The sequence below is a fragment of the Psychrobacter pulmonis genome, assembly GCF_904846465.1.
Taxonomy (GTDB): Bacteria; Pseudomonadota; Gammaproteobacteria; order Pseudomonadales; family Moraxellaceae; genus Psychrobacter; species Psychrobacter faecalis.
Genome location: NZ_CAJHAT010000002.1, coordinates 602606 through 620745, shown reverse-complemented (window position 1 = coordinate 620745; position 18140 = coordinate 602606). Strand labels below are relative to the sequence as shown.

The 18140-nt window shown below is 43.6% G+C and carries 16 protein-coding genes; 9 read left to right on the top strand and 7 right to left on the bottom strand.

Annotation, left to right across the window (positions count from 1 at the left end; translation table 11 throughout):
• Window positions 1–180: 180 nt before the first annotated feature.
• A complete protein-coding gene (gene trhO, locus JMX70_RS06355; protein ID WP_201590544.1) occupies window positions 181–1236 on the top strand; it encodes an oxygen-dependent tRNA uridine(34) hydroxylase TrhO in 1056 nt (351 codons plus the stop codon).
• A gap of 127 nt (window positions 1237–1363) precedes the next feature.
• Here trhO and JMX70_RS06350 read toward each other — a convergent pair whose 3' ends face one another.
• Both JMX70_RS06350 and serA read right to left on the bottom strand, forming a co-directional pair.
• On the bottom strand, window positions 1364–1897 hold the full coding sequence (locus JMX70_RS06350) for a DUF488 domain-containing protein (RefSeq protein ID WP_201590541.1): 534 nt from the start codon (window positions 1895–1897) through the stop codon (window positions 1364–1366).
• Window positions 1898–2246: 349 nt separating this feature from the next.
• On the bottom strand, window positions 2247–3473 hold the full coding sequence (gene serA, locus JMX70_RS06345) for a phosphoglycerate dehydrogenase (RefSeq protein ID WP_068404003.1): 1227 nt from the start codon (window positions 3471–3473) through the stop codon (window positions 2247–2249).
• 394 nt (window positions 3474–3867) lie between these two features.
• Here serA and JMX70_RS06340 point away from each other — a divergent pair, with 394 nt between their 5' ends.
• A complete protein-coding gene (locus tag JMX70_RS06340; RefSeq protein ID WP_201590538.1) occupies window positions 3868–5337 on the top strand; it encodes an FAD-binding oxidoreductase in 1470 nt (489 codons plus the stop codon).
• Between the two features lie 105 nt (window positions 5338–5442).
• Here the strand turns inward: JMX70_RS06340 and JMX70_RS06335 are convergent, their stop codons facing one another.
• On the bottom strand, window positions 5443–6072 hold the full coding sequence (locus tag JMX70_RS06335; protein ID WP_201590535.1) for a BLUF domain-containing protein: 630 nt from the start codon (window positions 6070–6072) through the stop codon (window positions 5443–5445).
• A gap of 696 nt (window positions 6073–6768) precedes the next feature.
• Between JMX70_RS06335 and JMX70_RS06330 the strand changes: the two genes are divergently transcribed.
• The 5 genes from JMX70_RS06330 (at window position 6769) to JMX70_RS06310 (ending at window position 13774) form a co-directional block, all read left to right on the top strand.
• On the top strand, window positions 6769–8406 hold the full coding sequence (locus JMX70_RS06330) for a carbon-nitrogen hydrolase family protein (RefSeq protein WP_068403999.1): 1638 nt from the start codon (window positions 6769–6771) through the stop codon (window positions 8404–8406).
• A 118-nt stretch (window positions 8407–8524) separates the two neighbouring features.
• Window positions 8525–9088: a protein disulfide oxidoreductase gene (locus tag JMX70_RS06325; RefSeq protein WP_201590532.1), complete on the top strand. Its 564-nt coding sequence runs from the start codon at window positions 8525–8527 to the stop codon at window positions 9086–9088.
• Between the two features lie 420 nt (window positions 9089–9508).
• Window positions 9509–12367 (top strand): isoleucine--tRNA ligase, encoded by a 2859-nt coding sequence (gene ileS, locus JMX70_RS06320; protein ID WP_201590529.1) that lies wholly within the window; start codon window positions 9509–9511, stop codon window positions 12365–12367.
• Complete coding sequence (gene lspA / locus JMX70_RS06315; protein ID WP_201590526.1) at window positions 12360–12977, top strand: signal peptidase II; 618 nt, start codon at window positions 12360–12362, stop codon at window positions 12975–12977. The genes ileS and lspA overlap by 8 nt, the downstream gene beginning before the upstream one ends.
• Before the next feature lie 170 nt (window positions 12978–13147).
• On the top strand, window positions 13148–13774 hold the full coding sequence (locus JMX70_RS06310) for an O-acetyl-ADP-ribose deacetylase (protein ID WP_201590523.1): 627 nt from the start codon (window positions 13148–13150) through the stop codon (window positions 13772–13774).
• A 13-nt stretch (window positions 13775–13787) separates the two neighbouring features.
• Here JMX70_RS06310 and JMX70_RS06305 read toward each other — a convergent pair whose 3' ends face one another.
• The 4 genes from JMX70_RS06305 to JMX70_RS06290 form a co-directional block, all read right to left on the bottom strand.
• Complete coding sequence (locus JMX70_RS06305; RefSeq protein WP_201590520.1) at window positions 13788–14465, bottom strand: DUF1294 domain-containing protein; 678 nt, start codon at window positions 14463–14465, stop codon at window positions 13788–13790.
• A 200-nt stretch (window positions 14466–14665) separates the two neighbouring features.
• The gene (locus JMX70_RS06300) at window positions 14666–15091 is read right to left on the bottom strand and encodes a hypothetical protein (RefSeq protein WP_201590518.1); all 426 of its coding nucleotides are present in this window, start codon (window positions 15089–15091) and stop codon (window positions 14666–14668) included.
• Entirely contained in the window at window positions 15088–15618 is a 531-nt protein-coding gene (locus tag JMX70_RS06295; RefSeq protein ID WP_201590516.1) for a hypothetical protein, read from the bottom strand. The genes JMX70_RS06300 and JMX70_RS06295 overlap by 4 nt, the downstream gene beginning before the upstream one ends.
• A gap of 11 nt (window positions 15619–15629) precedes the next feature.
• A complete protein-coding gene (locus JMX70_RS06290; protein ID WP_201590515.1) occupies window positions 15630–16025 on the bottom strand; it encodes an outer membrane protein assembly factor BamE in 396 nt (131 codons plus the stop codon).
• A 416-nt stretch (window positions 16026–16441) separates the two neighbouring features.
• On the opposite strand from JMX70_RS06290, the gene JMX70_RS06285 reads away from it, so the two are divergent.
• Complete coding sequence (locus JMX70_RS06285; protein ID WP_201590513.1) at window positions 16442–16939, top strand: FKBP-type peptidyl-prolyl cis-trans isomerase; 498 nt, start codon at window positions 16442–16444, stop codon at window positions 16937–16939.
• 56 nt (window positions 16940–16995) lie between these two features.
• Window positions 16996–18036 carry an aldo/keto reductase gene (locus tag JMX70_RS06280; protein WP_201590511.1) on the top strand — a complete coding sequence of 347 codons (1041 nt, stop codon included), beginning with the start codon at window positions 16996–16998 and terminating at the stop codon, window positions 18034–18036.
• Window positions 18037–18140 lie beyond the last annotated feature (104 nt).

Below are 18140 nucleotides of genomic sequence, written 5' to 3'. Positions count from 1 at the left end.
CCATTTTTATGATCTGTCATATTTCGATGAAATTATAGGAGGATAAAACCTCCAAAACCTTTTTAAAATTTGTTAAACTACGCCCGCATTAGCCAATTCCACAATTGCGCTAGTGTTATAGCTAATCTACATACTTAAACCAATGCACTAGGTTTGCGACCTAGCCAGCAGGAGAAACACATGATTACCTCACAAACAACTGACGTACAAGCGTCAACCCACGCCACCGAATACGATAGCGTCATCAACAATATCGTGGTTGCCGCCCTTTATAAGTTCACCCGCTTTGCCGATTTTGAGCAATATCGTGAACCAATCTTGAACACCATGCTAGAGAATGACGTCAAAGGCACGTTATTAATCGCCAGCGAAGGTATTAACGGCACGATTTCTGGTAACCGCCAAGGTATTGATAACGTCTTAGATTATTTGCGCAGTATCGAAGCCATCGGCAGCTTTACTTTTAAAGAGTCGTATACCGATGCCCAGCCTTTTTATCGCACTAAAGTGAAGCTAAAAAAAGAAATCGTCACTATGGGCGTGGAGAATATCGACCCATTACAATCGGTTGGTCGCTACGTAAAGCCAAGCGAATGGAATGCGCTTATCTCAGACCCTGACGTTATTTTGATTGATACCCGTAACGATTACGAAGTACAAATCGGTACTTTTCAAAACGCGGTCAATCCAAATACTGAAACTTTCCGTGAGTTTCCAGAGTATGTGGCAAAAGAACTTGACCCAGCGAAACATAAAAAAGTTGCGATGTTCTGTACTGGCGGCATCCGCTGTGAGAAATCGACAGCATTTATGCGCGAGCAAGGCTTTGAAGAGGTCTATCATTTAGAAGGCGGTATCTTAAAATATTTAGAAGAAATTCCAGCCAGCGAGTCCATGTGGCAAGGCGATTGCTTCGTCTTTGACAACCGTGTCTCGGTCAATCACAATTTAGAGAAAGGCAACTACGAGCAATGTTTTGCTTGCCGCATGCCAATTACTCAAGATGATATGCAAAGCGCTGCCTATGTTAAAGGCGAGTCGTGCCCGCACTGTATCGATAAAGCAACCGTAGAACAAAAAGCGCGTTTTCGTGAGCGCGAGCACCAAATGCAGCTGGCTAAAAAACGTGGTGAGGCGCATATCGGTAGCGATGTGATTGACGTGATTGAGAAGCGTAAAGCAGCTAAGATTGAAGCTCGCCGTCAAGCGGAAGCCGCCAATAAAGCCAAAGCTTAACGGCGTTAAGGCTTATTAAATAAGGCTTGTTAAATAAGGCTTGTTAAATAAGAGTTGTTAAATAAGGCTTGTTAAATAAGAGTTGTAAAAAAAGAGGCCAACAGCGTCTCTTTTTTTGACCGTTTTTTTATACCGCCGGATAAATTACTTGGTCTTGACTATTTAGCTCAGCCCCAGGTGTTGGCTTAGCAGGATCTAAGCGGCCAACGCCCATAATATGCTCTACCCTATAGCCTCTAAGCAGTAAATAATCGGTAATGATACGCCGATGGCAACGCCACCATACTGCTTCAGAACACATAAGGGTAAGACGCTGTTTTTTCCCGAGTTGAATGAGTTGATCGAGGGCGGCTTGAAAAGTATCACTTAACGCATAATCCGCATAGTTATGAAAAGCTTGCACGCGCCATAGATCATTAATCTGTTCATCAACTTGCTTTTGTTTCGGACGTCGCCCGCCAAGGTCAGCGCAGTGCTGATAACTGATGCCAACTTGACTGAGTGCTTGCGGAAAAGTATCGATATTAAAAACAGGGTTGGTACGAGAACGCGGAAAGCTGCGCACATCGATGAGCAGTTCGATACTGGCTGCTTGAAGCATCTCAATCAGCTCATCAAGGCTACGGGTCGAATGTCCAATCGTATAAAATGTGGTAGTCATAATTTAAGCCATTGTTGAATTGTCGCATCATTGTTTTAAAGTTTGTTGTCGACATTTTATTTTGCATGGTCTTGTCTTAAATGGTTCAGTGGTTTTTCTCATTCAATATTACCCAGCCTCAACCTGCTCACTCATTAGGACTTTTGTAGCACTATTATGGTCGAAGGTCGCTAACGCAGCAAAATCAAGCAAAGCAAAGCAAAGCAAACCAAATCTCTACTACTTATAACGATACCCAATATAAAAAAATAGCAGACAACCACCAAGGCCATCTGCTATTTCATTTAACTTACTTTAAGACGTTAAACGTATCTTTATACCGTAAGTCTTAAGCGTTATGAATAATCTATTAAAACAAGATACGTACGCGAATGGTTTCTTCAACATCCTTTAGCTGATCTAGAGCGGCGCGTGAATCGTTGTAATCTACGTCCATCACTAGATAGCCAACGTCACCTTCGGTCATGAGACTTTGCGCTAAAATATTGATATGCGCTTCGGCGAACAGGCGGTTAATCTGTGACAATACGCCTGGAACGTTTTTGTGGATATGCAGCAGACGATGCGTGCCTTCTTTAAACGGTACAGAAACTTCTGGGAAGTTTACGGCTGTTGCGGTATCACCTTGGTCAGAGTAACGAACAAACTTATCGGCAACTTCAAGACCGATATTTGCTTGGGCTTCTTGGGTTGAACCACCGATATGCGGCGTCAAGATAACGTTGTCAAATTTACGCAGTGGTGACTCAAACTCTTCATCTGCTGATTTTGGCTCTTTTGGGAACACGTCAATCGCTGCGCCCAAGATTTTACCTGACTCAAGGGCTGCTGCCAAATCATCAATCTCAACGCAGGTGCCGCGAGCGGCGTTGATAAAGTAGCTGCCATCTTTCATATGCGCAAATTGCTCAGCTTTCATCATATAGCGCGTGCTTGGAACATCAGGCACATGCAAGGTAACGATATCAGCGGTTGATAATAACTCTTCTAAGCTACCAACTTGGACGGCGTTACCGAGTGGCAATTTGGTCACGACATCATGATAGATGACTTTCATGCCAAAGCTTTCAGCCAATACCGACAATTGCGAGCCAATAGAGCCGTAACCGACGATACCGATCGTCTTACCACGTACTTCATGGGAGTTGGTCGCAGATTTGCCCCAACCACCGCGATGGACAGTGGCATTTTTTTCAGGGATACCGCGATATAGCATGATGGCTTCGGCAAGCACCAACTCAGCGACCGAACGAGTATTCGAATATGGGGCGTTAAAGACAGGAATACCCAAATCACGAGCGGCGTCCAAGTCGACTTGGTTGGTACCGATACAAAAACAGCCAATACCGATCAGCTTGTGGGCGTGCTCAAGGACTTCACGCGTCAGCTGCGTGCGCGAGCGGATACCGATGAAGTGAGCATCTTTAATCTTTTCGATCAGCTCATCTTGATCTAGGGCGTGACTGATATTCTCGATGTTATGGTAACCAGCCCCTTCCAATACTTTTAACGCATTGTCATGTAGACCTTCAAGCAATAAAAACCGGATCTTGTCTTTTTGTAGTGATAACGCCATGTGAGAACTGTCCTATAATTGTCTTATAAAAATCATCAGTGGAATAAGTCTGATGGATGAAACGAAAACAGTCTGGATATCTTACACAAAATTTGGCAGCGATGTTAGCAGATTAGATGAATTATTGCTTATCAAGCCTGAAAACTTTTTATGCTATAGTGAATCATGGTATATAAAACTTATAACCAAACCTTATTAAACTGTTTTTAACGATTTAGGCGAGACAGATAGGCGTATGACAGCATCTCTATCTATCATTGCGCTACGCGCTCGCTTATACTTATCTAAACCTACTTATTTATATAAACACAGTTAGCACCGCTGGGTTATATCCATTTAGCGATATAATAATCCCTTTTATGCATAGCGCTTGCGTTTCTACCGAGATTTGAACATGACTTCTTTAGCTAGCCAAAGCAATACTACCGCTCAAAATGATTCTCAAACCACTACCAGCCATACTGCTGCTGTCCAAAGCATCTTAAGCAGCTTGCTTGATGTCCATCAGTTTGACCCCAGCCAAATCAAAACCGATAGCGAGAGCTTAGAGCACTGGGGCAAAGACTGGACCAAACATTTCGCGCCTGCTGCTGCCGCTATAGTCTTTCCAAAGACCACCGAGCAAGTGCAAGCCATCGTGCTCCTTGCTAATGAGCACAATGTTGTCTTAACGCCAAGTGGCGGCCGTACCGGTTTGTCTGCTGGAGCGGTAGCTGCCAATGGTGAGATTGTCGTCAGTATGGATAAGATGAATCATATTGGACAGTTTTATCCTGCTGACCGCATGGTTGAGATTGAAGCCGGCGTGGTCACTGAGCAGTTACAACAATTCGCCGAATCAAAAGATTTATACTATCCTGTCGATTTTGCTTCAGCTGGCTCCAGTCAAATTGGCGGTAATATCGGCACCAACGCTGGCGGTATTAAAGTAATTCGCTATGGCATGACCCGTCAATGGATCATGGGGCTCACAGTTGTCACTGGTAAAGGTGATATCTTGCAGCTCAATCGCGGTATGGTAAAAAACGCCACCGGTTATGATTTACGCCAATTATTTATCGGTAGCGAAGGTACGCTTGGTCTAGTCACTCATGCACAAATCAAGCTTGAGCGTCAGCCGCAAGACTTAAACGTCATGGTCTTAGGCATGGACAGCTTTAATGATGTCATGAATGTGCTATCTGCCTTTCAAGCGAAAATTGATTTGACGGCGTTTGAGTTCTTTGATGAGCTAGCGATTGATAAGCTGATGGCGCATGGTCAGGTGCAAGAGCCGTTTGAGTCGCGTACCAAGTTTTATACCCTGCTAGAGTTTGAGGCGCCGTATGAGCCGATCATGGACAAAGCCATGGCAATATTCGAGGAGTGCATGGAACAAGGTTGGGTCGTCGATGGGGTGATGAGTCAGAGTCTGGCGCAAGCTGAAGAGCTGTGGAAGCTGCGCGAGTATATCTCTGAAACCATCTCAGTATTTACCCCTTATAAGAATGACGTCTCGGTATTAATCAGTTACGTACCTGAATTTATCGCTGAGATTGATCACATCGTCAGTAGCAACTACCCTGACTTTGAGGTCTGTTGGTTCGGTCATATCGGTGATGGTAACTTGCATCTGAATATCTTAAAGCCTGCAAACATGAGCAAAGATGATTTCTTTAGCGAGTGTCAAATCGTCAATAAATACGTGTTTGAAACGGTACAAAAATACGGCGGTTCGGTCTCTGCAGAACATGGCGTTGGTATGACTAAAAAGCCCTATCTGAATTATAGCCGTAGCGAGACTGAGATTGAGTACTTACGCGCAGTGAAAAAAGTATTTGATCCCAATAATATTATGAACCGTGGTAAGATTTTTGATATGTAATTGCTTCAATTTATTATTATCACGATAAGTTTGATGACATAAAAAAGACGCTAAACATTAAGTCTAGCGTCTTTTTTATATTACTGTTTAGTACCATAGCCCAGCTTATAAATATAACAGCACCAAACCAACGATTAATAGCACACTTAAAAACCCTTGCACCACTAAAAAAGCTTGATGCGGGGCTGCAATATGGCGCACCATATTACCAAGCGCGTTATAGGTAATGCCGGCTGCTTTGATATGTGGCGGGGTATCAAAGGTTTTGATAATTTGCAAAAACTGCTCGGTGCGCTCAGCTGACCAACCGTGCGGCGCAAAGGGTAGATACGGTGACAATTGCGCTGCTTGTTTTTTGGTGGCAGGCGACCAAAGCCAACGCTCCAAAAACAGCAAACGCATGCGCCAGTCTGAAAAATTACGCTGCGTAATCACTTGTAATACGAGCACTTGCACGTCTTTATGGCGCTTATCGGCAAAAATGCGCTGCGTCAACGCCGCGACTTTGGCTTTTTCACCTTCCATACATTGCAAAAAATGCCCATTGCCATAACATAACGTACCTGTAATGCCGTGCTGCTCGTTATAATCACGCGCATGAGCTTCTACCTCATCAAATATTGCTGCATTTAACCGTGAAGCAAGTGTCAAGCTGCTGACATACACCAACTGTATCAATGCAGTATCTGCTATTTCATCTAATTTGCTAAAGGCATTAGCATGAGTTAGGGGCATAATAAAAATCCTAAAAGGTCACCATTGAAGACAACCGAAAAAATACGCCATCTAAAATGACGTGTAAAAAAATAAGAATATTACGGATAGTAGAGATGGAGCTTCACGAAAACTGAGCAATAAAATATGGTAATAAGACCTAGTAATAAAATCGGGCAACAAAAACCTAGCAAATAATTACGCCGCTTGTCTGTGCTTGTTTATGGGGGTTGCTATCATAACCAGCGCAAAGAGAAGCGTGATAATAAGCGTCATTTGTGCCATAAAGGGCTAAAAATTAAGTTACCTGCAGAAAGTATTTAAAATAAAGACAAAAGACGGTGGCAAAATCCACCCTTGTAAACTTGCTAAATCGCCTCATTAAAACAAATAATGACAAAGGCAGGATTTATAATTTGTGTGTATAACTCACTGTAAATGCAAGGATAAATGATTTTAACGTTTAAATAAGCCTATTGATATGCTTTTCTCGACATTATGGTCTAAAAAGTCGTAGAAAAATCTGGGCGCTGGCGTTTACTTTTAGCAATTGCATCTGTGCGAAAACGCCTTTTTCGTGCTGTTCTTACGATTTTTAATAGCCAGTTTTTTATAAAAACCTTATTTATAGCTGCCCTTTTTAGCAAGATTTTTAGCAAAAAAATATTAATATCGATTTATTAAGACCGATTTACAGAGACGACAGACAGGAACATTATGAGCAAAATTGAAAAATTAGATGACTTTCACCTAACCATCGCTGAGATTAAGAAAAAAGACTACCCGCAGCTTAAAGCCTTGATGGATCGCGTTTATGTCAACTTGGGCGGCGCATGGTCAAAAAACACCATTCATGCTTTGATTGATGCCTTTCCCGAAGGGCAGATTGCGCTATTTGACCACGATGAGCTGATTGGCATCGTGCTCTCTATGCGCGTCGATTATAACAAGTTCTCTAACCCGCATACTTATGATGATTTAATTGGTCATAAAGAAATTATTAGAGACAACCCTGAAGGCGACGCGATTTATGGGCTTGATGCATTAATCGACCCTGAGTATCGTGGGTATCGTTTGGGGCGTAGGCTTTATGATGCGCGTAAAGAGCTGTGCCGTCAGTTAAACTTCCGCGCTATTTTAGCTGGTGGTCGTATTCCCAATTATCATAATCATCAAGATTTGACCCCTGGCGAATATATTGAGGCTGTAGAAGCGCGTGAGATTCATGACCCAGCGCTGTCGTTCCAGTTATCAAATGGCTTTATTGTGAAACGTATTTTGACCGCGTATTTGCCAGATGATGCGCAGTCAAAAGGCTTCGCCACGCTACTTGAATGGGCGAATATTTATTATGAGCCGCAAGATTATAAGCCAAATACCCGTAAATCTGAGGTGCGTATCGGCGGTATTCAATGGCAAATGCGTGAGGTGGAGTCACCTGAAGAGCTGCTGCAACAAGTTGAGTTCTTCGTCGATATCATGGCCGACTACAACTCTGACTTTGCTTGTTTGCCAGAATTCTTTAACGCGCCCTTAATGGGACTGTGTGAATCGACCGATCAAAACGTTGCGATTCGCTTTTTGGCCGGTTATACCGAATGGTTTAAAAACGAGATTTCGCATCTAGCAGTCAGTTATAACGTCAATGTCATCACCGGTTCCATGCCGTTCTTGGACGACGATGATACTTTATATAACGTCAGTTATTTGTGCCGCCGTGACGGTACGGTCGAAGAGCAGCGTAAAATCCACATTACCCCGCATGAGCGTAGCGCTTGGGTGATTGAAGGTGGCGATGAGGTCAAAGTATTTGACACCGATGCTGGTCGTATCGGTATCTTGGTTTGCTATGATATTGAGTTCCCAGAGCTTGCGCGTTTGATGGCACTTGATGACATGGATATTTTGTTTGTCCCATTTTGGACAGATACCCAAAACGGTTACCTGCGCGTACGCCACTGTGCGCAAGCACGGGCGATCGAAAATGAATGTTATGTGATGATTTGCGGCTCAGTTGGTAACTTGCCGCAAGTTGAGAGCTTGGATATTCAATATGCACAGTCGTCTATTTTCTCGCCATCAGACTTTGCGTTCCCGCATGATGCGATTATGGCAGAAACCACCGCCAATACCGAAATGGTGTTTTTCTCTGACGTGAACTTAGATAAGCTTATTCACGTTCGTAATGAAGGCTCGGTACATAATTTACTTGACCGCCGCGATGATTTGTTTAGCTTGAAGTGGAAAAGAAAAGCCAAAGTGCCAGCGAGTAAATTATCAGATGCTGAGCGCCGTGAAAACTCTGGTAGCGTGCTTATCGGTGACCCATTGCAAGACCGCGCGAAAAAACCTTAAGCGGTCATATTAAAAGACAAGCATTAAGCATAACAATCTAAAAATTATAATAATACGGCTGACCATTCAGCCGTTTATTTTTATCTACTAACATTTAAAGGCGAAAAAAGCAGCCATTATGACCTCTGATTCTAATCTTAATATTGCAAATACCCCTGAGACGCCAAAAAAAACGCCCAAGCAAAAGCTATTGTCGGTTGCTAAAAGCTTTCTTATATACGGCTTAGCATTTGCGGTCATTTATATGGCGATTAACTGGTGGCGCCAACCGGTCATGCCAGCCAATCCGCAATTGCAATTGACCGACTATCAAGGTCAAAGCGTTGATTTGGCAGCCATGAGTCGGGATAAGCCAACGTTGGTATACTTTTGGGGAACGTGGTGTCCGGTTTGTCGGTTGACCTCACCGACGATAGATAAGCTTGCGGCTGCAAATAATTATCCTGTGGTAACGATTGCGATTAAATCCGGTTCTGACCAAGAGTTGCATAGCTACCTTGCCGAGCACAATTACCGCTTTACCACTATTAATGACCAAGAAGGTGAGATATTTGCTGATTGGCAAGGCCAAGTAACGCCGTCTTATGTGGTTTTGGAAAATGGCGAGATGACGCAAGGCTTGACCGGTATTCAGCCGCTTTGGTCGCTCAAATTGCGTTTGTGGTTATCAGAAGTTTTTTAACCCTTGGTCAATAGTATAAAATCTAATAAATGGTCAATTAAGGGGTCTAGACCTATGCTTTAATAGATGGCGCATTGCTGCTATAAGTCATTGCTTTTGGCTAAAAATAGGACGATACCGGCCAGCTCTTTTTACCCTACTCATTTTGTCATATAATAGCTGCCGTACTCCTATTCCCTTTTCTAAGTATTCTGCTAAAAATATTTTTTGTTGCAATCGTCTGATTAGTATTTATGATGGACGTGTCCATTTACAATCAAGTGATAAGCAACCTATTTTGCGCCATGTTTCTTAAGCAAATTTTTTCAAGTAATAAGTAAAAGACTAGCATCGATTATCCAATATTTAACCCCATATATCTTTAATCTTACGCCTGAATTTAAACACAACCTTTAACCATCATCTTATAAGACACCTTCTATGACTGATAAAAGTACCGACACCCCAAGCCACGATTATAAAGACACCCTAAACCTTGCCGATACGCCCTTTGCTATGCGTGCCAACCTTGCCAAACGTGAGCCAGACTGGCTGGCGGCTTGGGAAGCCGACGACGTGTACGGCAAAATTCGTCAGGCGCGGACGGGCGCAACCAAATATATTTTGCATGACGGCCCTCCATACGCTAACGGGCAGATTCACTTAGGTCACGCGGTCAATAAAGTGTTAAAAGACATTATCGTCAAGTCAAAAACCTTGTCAGGCTTTGATGCGCCTTATGTGCCGGGTTGGGATTGTCACGGTCTGCCTATCGAGCAAAAGGTCGAAGCCAAAGTTGGTAAAGTCGGTCAAAAAGTCTCGGCAACTGAATTCCGTGGTCTATGCCGCGAGTATGCAAGTACCCAGATTGAGCTACAAAAGGCAGACTTTAAACGTCTGGGCGTGTTTGGTGATTGGGACAATCCTTATTTGACAATGAACTTCCATCAAGAAGCTAATATCGTACGCGCGCTTGCTAAAATTTATGACAACGGCCACGTCACCCGCGGCATGAAGCCAGTCAACTGGTGCTTGGATTGTAGCTCTGCGCTAGCAGAAGCTGAAGTGGAATACCAAGATAAAGTCTCAGACGCTATTTATGTGAGCTTTGATGTGCTTGATACCGACAAGGTTGCAGCATTAAGCGGCATTGAAGGTAATATCGCCGCGATTATCTGGACGACGACCCCTTGGACGTTACCAGCAAACCAAGCCATCTCAGTACACCCTGAGCATGACTACAGCGTGGTCGCGACTGCCAAAGGTAACTTCTTATTAGCCACTGACTTGGTTGAAAGCGCATTAAGCGAGTTTAAACTGACTAACGATGGCATCTTAGCTACCGTTTCAGGACGTGAGCTTGAAGGCCTGCGCGCCCAGCATCCATTGATTGCGGATCGTCAAGTGCCGCTTATCCTAGGTGAACACGTAACCACGGATAGCGGTACTGGCCTCGTCCATACCGCACCGGGGCATGGTCTTGACGATTATATCGTTGGCCTGAAATATAACTTGCCGGTTGAAAACCCAGTCAGTGGAACGGGCGTTTATCTAGACAGCGCGGCGGTATTTGCAGGTGAGCATATCTATAAAGCCAATCCGCAAATCATTGCAGCACTGCATGATAACGGCCATTTAATCAACCATACCAAAATCGAGCACAGCTATCCGCATTGCTGGCGTCATAAGTCGCCGATTATCTTCCGTGCCACGCCGCAGTGGTTTATCAGTATGGAAACCAAAGGCTTACGTGAGCGTGCGCTTGCTGATATTCCTTCTGTCAATTGGACGCCAGCTTGGGGTCAAAACCGCATTGAAGCGATGATGACCGGTCGTCCAGATTGGTGTATCTCACGTCAGCGTACGTGGGGCGTGCCGATTACCTTTTTCACTCATAAAGAAACCGGCGAGCTGCATCCAAAGACGCTTGAGCTGATGGAAGTTGCCGCGCAAAAAATCGCTGCAGGCGGCGTTGAAGCTTGGTTTGATGCCAGCTGTGAAGACTTTTTAGGGGCGGAAGCGGCTGACTATGATAAAGCAACCGATACGCTAGACGTTTGGTTTGACTCAGGAACGACGCATTTTGCCGTCCTCGAGCAGCGCGATGAGCTGACCAATCCTGCCGATATGTATCTCGAAGGTTCGGATCAGCATCGCGGTTGGTTCCAGACCTCATTACTCACGTCTGAGGCGATGTACCAGCGTCCACCATTTAAACAAGTATTGACCCATGGTTTTGTCGTTGATGAAAATGGTCGCAAGATGAGTAAGTCACTTGGCAACATCATCACGCCGCAAGACGAGATCAATAAAACCGGCGCCGATATGCTGCGTTTGTGGATTGCCTCGAGCGACTATCGTTATGAGATGAGCGCGGGTAAAACGGTGTTTAAAGGCGCCATCGACATGTATCGCCGTATCCGTAATACCTTACGCTTCTTGCTGGCCAATACCGACGACTTTAATCCTGCGACCAACAGCGTTGATATTAATGAGCTGGTCAGCCTTGATAAATTTATCATTGAGCGTGCGCAAACGGTACAAGCGCAAATCATCAGCGCTTATGATGCGATGGACTTTCACCAAGTCACCCAGCATATCACCGCATTTTGCTCGCAAGACTTGGGTAGCTTTTATCTCGATATTATCAAAGACCGTCAGTACACTACCCAAACTGATGGACAGCCGCGTCGCTCTGCGCAAACGGCGATTTATCATATCGCCCATGCGTTGATTCGCTGGATTACGCCGATTTTATCATTTACCGCCCAAGAAGCGTGGGAAGTATTGCAAGGTAAAAACGGCACTGACGCAGGCTACGTATTTACTGAAAGGTGGTATGAGTTCCCAGCGTTTGAGCTTAGCGCCATCAGTAGCGACGACTGGCAACGTATCATGCAAGCAAAAGATATGGTTAATAAGCATATCGAAACCGCGCGCGGTGAAAAAACCATCAACGCCAACTTGTCTGCGGGCGTTGATTTATATGCCGACGGTGCGATGTATGACAGCTTAGCCAAGCTTGGCGAAGAGCTGCGCTTTGTCCTGATTACCAGTAGCGCAACGTTAAAACCAATGAGCGCCGCGCCTGCTGATAAAGCCAACGCAAAAGCCGATAGCAATGAAAATGAAGACGCATCGGGTGATTTAGTGGTTAACGTCAGCGCTGCGACGGGCACAAAATGCGTACGCTGCTGGCATATCCGTGATGATATCGGTACAGACGCGACGCATCCTGAACTATGCGCGCGCTGCGTGACCAACGTCGCAGGCGACGGCGAGGTGCGCCATTATGCCTAACTCACCTGAAAATAAGCAGCCGCAGGTTGAGGTCGATAACTCGCCTACGCCTGCGCATGCGACTACAGGTAGCTCAACCACGCCTAAAGGTCGTCTGAAGAAGATGCCAAAAATGGTCGCTAATGGCAGCCGCGCCTTTATGTGGTACTTGCTGGCGCTTGCTGTGCTTATCATTGACCAGTGGACGAAGTGGTTGGCTGAAACCAATCTCAACTTCCTTGAGCCTGTGCCCGTGATTGAGCCGTTTTTAAATTGGACGCTTGCTTATAACTATGGCGCGGCGTTTAGTTTTTTAGCAGACCAAGCAGGTTGGCAAAAGTGGTTTTTTGCTGGACTTGCACTCGTAATGTCGCTATTTTTAATCGGCTATCTGGTTAAAGCACCACGTAAAGCCAGACTGTTATCCTTTGGTTTGGCTCTGGTGCTTGGCGGCGCTCTTGGCAACCTGATTGACCGCTTGCTCCATGGTCACGTGATTGATTTTATTCACGTGCATTACGCCGACGTTTGGCATTATCCAATCTTTAATATTGCCGATATTGGTATTTGTATTGGTGTGGCGCTGATTGTGATTGATATGCTGTTTTTAGAAAAGAAACGTGATACTTAAATGATATAAATACAATGACTTTGCAAATAGGCTACCAAATCGGTAGCCTATTTTTTTTGCGCCTTTTTTGAGAAACAGTATATTAAAGATTATTGATAACGTAAGCGATATAGTCGAGTGACGCTAAAAACGCTAAAGTATATTAAGTTCAATATAAAAAGGGTACTGCCATGTCTGATAATCAAAAGTCTCCTAGTCAAACATCTAATCAACAAAAAAAACCTATTGCTCAAAAGCAAATTTCTGCTGCTAATGAAAATAATAAGCACACTGTGACTTTGTCAGTGCTGCAAGCCGATATCACCATCTTAAATGTTGATGCGATTGTCAATGCGGCCAATTCAAGCTTGCTTGGTGGTGGCGGTGTCGATGGTGCAATTCATCGGGCAGCTGGACGTGAGTTATTGGCGTATTGTCGTACCTTGAATGGTTGCCAGACTGGCGAGGCAAAAATCAGTCCAGCGTTTAAGCTACCTTGCCAGTATGTGATTCATACGGTCGGTCCTGTTTGGCATGGTGGCAATCGTCACGAGCCAGAGCTACTCACCAGCTGTTATCGAAACTCACTGGACTTGGCAGTTGAAAACAATCTAAGCAGCATTGCTTTTCCATCTATCAGTACCGGCGTATATGGCTACCCAATCGAAAAAGCAGCGCAAATTGCTGTGGGTACGGTAAAAGATTATCTACAGAATAGTTTAGGCGAAACGTCTGAGCTTTCAATTCGTGAAGTCATTTTTTGCTGCTTTTCAGCCAGCGATGCAGCGGTTTATGAGCGAATATTAGAGCAGTCTTAAAAGTAAAACACGCTTAGAACAATGCTTTTAACCCCGTTAAGTCGCCACCGTTTACCATAATAAATAACAACCCTGCCAAATTAATAATGACGGTCAAATAATACGCAATACGAAACTCAGGCTTTTGTGACTTATGACGTAAATAGGTTTGTGCGACCAGCGCCCCAACCCAACCGCCAAGCGTACTTAACAGATGCAGCGTTGACTCAGGCGTACGCCAGTCGCCACTTTGGGCAGCGGCTTTGTCTTTGGCATACATGCTATAGGTAATGACGCCTAATACCGCGTACCAAGCAACCACTAGCCAGCTTAGCTTATTCATGACCGCCAATAAAATTAAAACCCCATAAAAACCAATACCAAGGAACAAGCGTTTCTTTTGTCCCGCTTCAAATTCTGCTTGGGCACTGCGTTTGTGATTACGCTGCCGGATTTGGTTGTTCTTTTGCGCCATTTTTTGTTGTACAAAGCTAAGTTCTTGCACGTCCTTTGCTTGCAGGCGCCCCTGATTGTCTTGCCCCATTGTAAAAACCACTTGCTCGCCAACTTCAGGGCGACGCTGGGCTTTAAACGCACTAACATGAAAGAATACCGACTCGCCGGTCCCAGTTTCGATAAAACCAAAACCTTTATCGTCTTGCCATTTTTTAATATGACCTTGTTGTCTTATATTTATCTGCTTAGTTTTCATAGCTGTATACTTTTTGATTTTAATGATTATTAACGACCATTATATAACCTTCCTGCGCTCATAAAAAAAGCTAAGAGCATTACTCTTAGCTTTTTTAATACCTGTAAAGTTTCTCATAATATATAGAAGATTATACGTATCAAACAAAGAAGGAAAATATAAAGTAATTTTACTTATTTAATTGTTTGTTTAATAGAATTCTACTCTACAGCGTTAGCTGATAAGAAAAGCGACTTTGATAAAGATGAAAAAAAGTCTTGATATATCTTAGGATTTTCGATTGGTTTTAAGTTGTACTGCGCGTTTGCTCTAACGATCGTAGATTTTTTTGTAGATGAAGGTCGTGCAGTTACCGTCATTCTAACCTTGTTCCCTTTGTACAGCCTAGTAGCTGAAACCGTACCAAGATCAGTGTCAGCCTTATCAATTACAAAACTCAAGTCTTGTAGTGTTGATATGACATTTCTGATAACGATAGTTCTATCACTAGTATCAAAAGATCTAGTTTGCATACTACGTGACTCTACTTGATTGTCTGCTCCCAAAATCCTAGCGTCATGCGTTGTAGCACAACTAGTAATCAGAGTTAGACAAGCTGCAAAGAAAGCTATTTTTAATGTACTCATATTTGTTGAGCCTCTAGAAATACTGATTTGGATAGTTTGGCAAAGAACTCATTGTATAGTTCTTCAGTTTTCATTGTTTCGACTTTAGTTTCTTGTCCTTGTGTATTTATCACAATGCGTTGGAAAGTAGCTCTAGCCAAATAACCATTCTTATTATTTTTAGACGGCAACGTTACGAAACTAACTTTTATCTGTTGCTGGCTATCAATCGACATATTTGCGCCAAGAAACACAGCTGCTAATACAGCGCCTGCCACCTGCGCATTATTAGTAGCATCTACGGTTTTAGATGCAGTAATAACGCCTGACTTCGTTTCTGTCTCATCAATTGAATAGCCCATGTCTTGCAACACTGCTACTCCAGCTGAAAGAAGTTCTAGTTCATTATCTGTTTCAAAGAACCTCGACTGCATTTGTCGATCTTGTAGTGAAGTTTCTGCTACTTGAAATAAATCTTCTGGTGCAGTTGTTGCACAACCTGTCATTCCTAAAGTACAAGCAATAAATATATATTTAAGATTTTTCATTCAGTATGCCTTTAGAATTTTGAAGAATGGTAGGCAAAGTCTCTTACCAAGTTTTGCTCATCAAATTTTATTATGATTGTCAGTGTTCTTTGTGATCTAGAAGAGGCTCCTGAACTAGTCTGGCCACCAGCTAACACGGCAAATACCCAACCTGTACTTGATGACTGCACAGTATCTGTTGCTACTTTATCGTAAACCCAAACTTCTCTTCTTTGATCGTCTGTAGAAACCATGTTCGGGGAACCAAGCGCCTGTAATACATCCGCGCCACTCATTCCAACTTTGATCTGTTTCTGAACAACTCCTACTGAGATGTTCCCATTACTTTGTACTTGCTCAGCATGCTGTGATGCTGAAACACAGCCACCAATGGATAAAGTGGCTAGTAGCGTTAATATAACTTTCATTTCTCTTCCTCTAGAATTAACAAATAATTAGCTAGACTGCTTAATTATCTAGATGATTGAACTTAATAAATTACTTAAAGTATTATCTTGGACAAAAATAACAACTTAAAATTTAAAAAGCTGTAAGTTCTAAAAACAATATTAACATTTTAAATACAATAAGGAAACGTAATCCAACAAATATTCAATGTTGAAACATAATTATTCTAATGGATAAATATGGCATGCTAAATGGACTGTGGATCGTTGAATATTAAATAACATACTAGACGATGACTTAAGCTATAAGAATTACTTAAAACCTTATTTCTATTCTTAAACCTATTGATGACAGAGTCGTGATTAATGAAATGATTATGCTAAACTCTCTTTTATAATTAATATTCTAAACCCTACTCTATAAAAGACACTTTGCTATGACCGACTCCCAATTTATCACCCCTAATGAAGACATTCGCATCACCCACGGCAGCCTTGTAAAGCTGCATTTTGAAGTATCGCTCGAAAACGGTACGGTGATTGATTCAACCTTTAACCGCGACGAGCCAGTGACGCTGACCGTTGGCGATGAGAGCTTTTTACCGGGTTTTGAGCAAGTGCTGATGAACCTACGCGCTGGCGATACGCGCACCGCCCACCTTGAGCCTGAGCAAGCGTTTGGCGAGTGGAACCCTGATAACATCCAGCATTTTAGCCGCACCCAATTTGCCTTAGTCGCTGACAATCCTGAAATCGGTATGTTGGTCGAGTTTGAAGATAAAGGCAAAAACACCCTGCCCGGTACCATTAGCGCCATCGATGACGACGAAGTCGAAGTCGACTTTAACCATCCACTTGCTGGTCAATCGGTACTGTTTAAAGTAAAAATATTCCAAGTCACCCCGCCGGGCGTCACAGGTATCAAGCTGATGTAGTATGAAAAACGGCTTGAACATAAAACCTTATTGAGAATAAAAACAGGGATAAACAGATGCAATATCAAACACTGCCGCAACTGAATGAAAAAGTCTCAAAAATCTGCTTAGGAACGATGACCTGGGGGCAGCAGAATAGCGAAAGCGACGCGCATGCCCAGATGGATCTAGCACTCAGTGCAGGCGTGAATTTTTGGGATACCGCTGAAATGTATCCGTCGCCACCTGATAAAGACAAGCAAGGCGATACCGAACGCTTTATGGGAACGTGGTTTAACAAAACCAAACAGCGCGACAAGGTCATTCTGGCTAGCAAAATCTCACCGATGGATTTTTTACGCGATGGTCAGACGCGTTATACCGCTGCGCAAATCAGTAGTGCTATCGATGGCAATCTTGAGCGTTTGCAAACCGATTACATTGATATTTATCAGTTGCATTGGCCTGAACGGCAAGCGAACTTTTTTAGCCAGCGCGGTTATAGTGAAGAGATGGCAGCGCAGTCGCTGGATGATTTGACGCCTTTTTTAGAAACCATACAGGCATTAAATGACGAGATCAAAAAAGGTCGTATTCGTGCTTATGGCTTATCAAACGATACCGCTTGGGGGCTGATGCGTTATCTGTGGGAAGCGGATAAAAATGGTTTAATCGCGCCTATCACGGTGCAAAATCCTTATAGTTTGCTCAATCGCCTATATGAAGTTGGCATGGCAGAGATTGCCCATCGTGAAAATGTCGGTCTACTTGCCTACTCGCCGCTCGGCTTTGGGGTTTTATCTGGCAAATACCTTGATGGTAAACGTCCTGCAGGCGCGCGTCTGACGATGTATGACCGATTTGCTCGCTATACCAATGACGAAGCAAAAGCTGCCACTGCCCAATACGCCAAAATCGCCGCCGAAGCCGCCTTGGATATGGCGCAAATGGCATTGGCCTTCGTCAATTCGCGCTCGTTTGTCACCAGTAATATCATCGGCGCAACCACCACTCAGCAGCTGCAATCAAATATCGATAGTATCAATGTCACCTTAAGCGCAGATGTGCTAAAAGCGATTGAGGCGATACATACCCAGCACCCTAATCCGTCGCCATAACATTACGTGGTCATAGATTGATATTGTTCAGCTTTCAATAACCTGACGTTCAGGTATTGGTATAGCAAAGAAAAAGGCGCCAATCGTTAGTATGGGTGACTAAG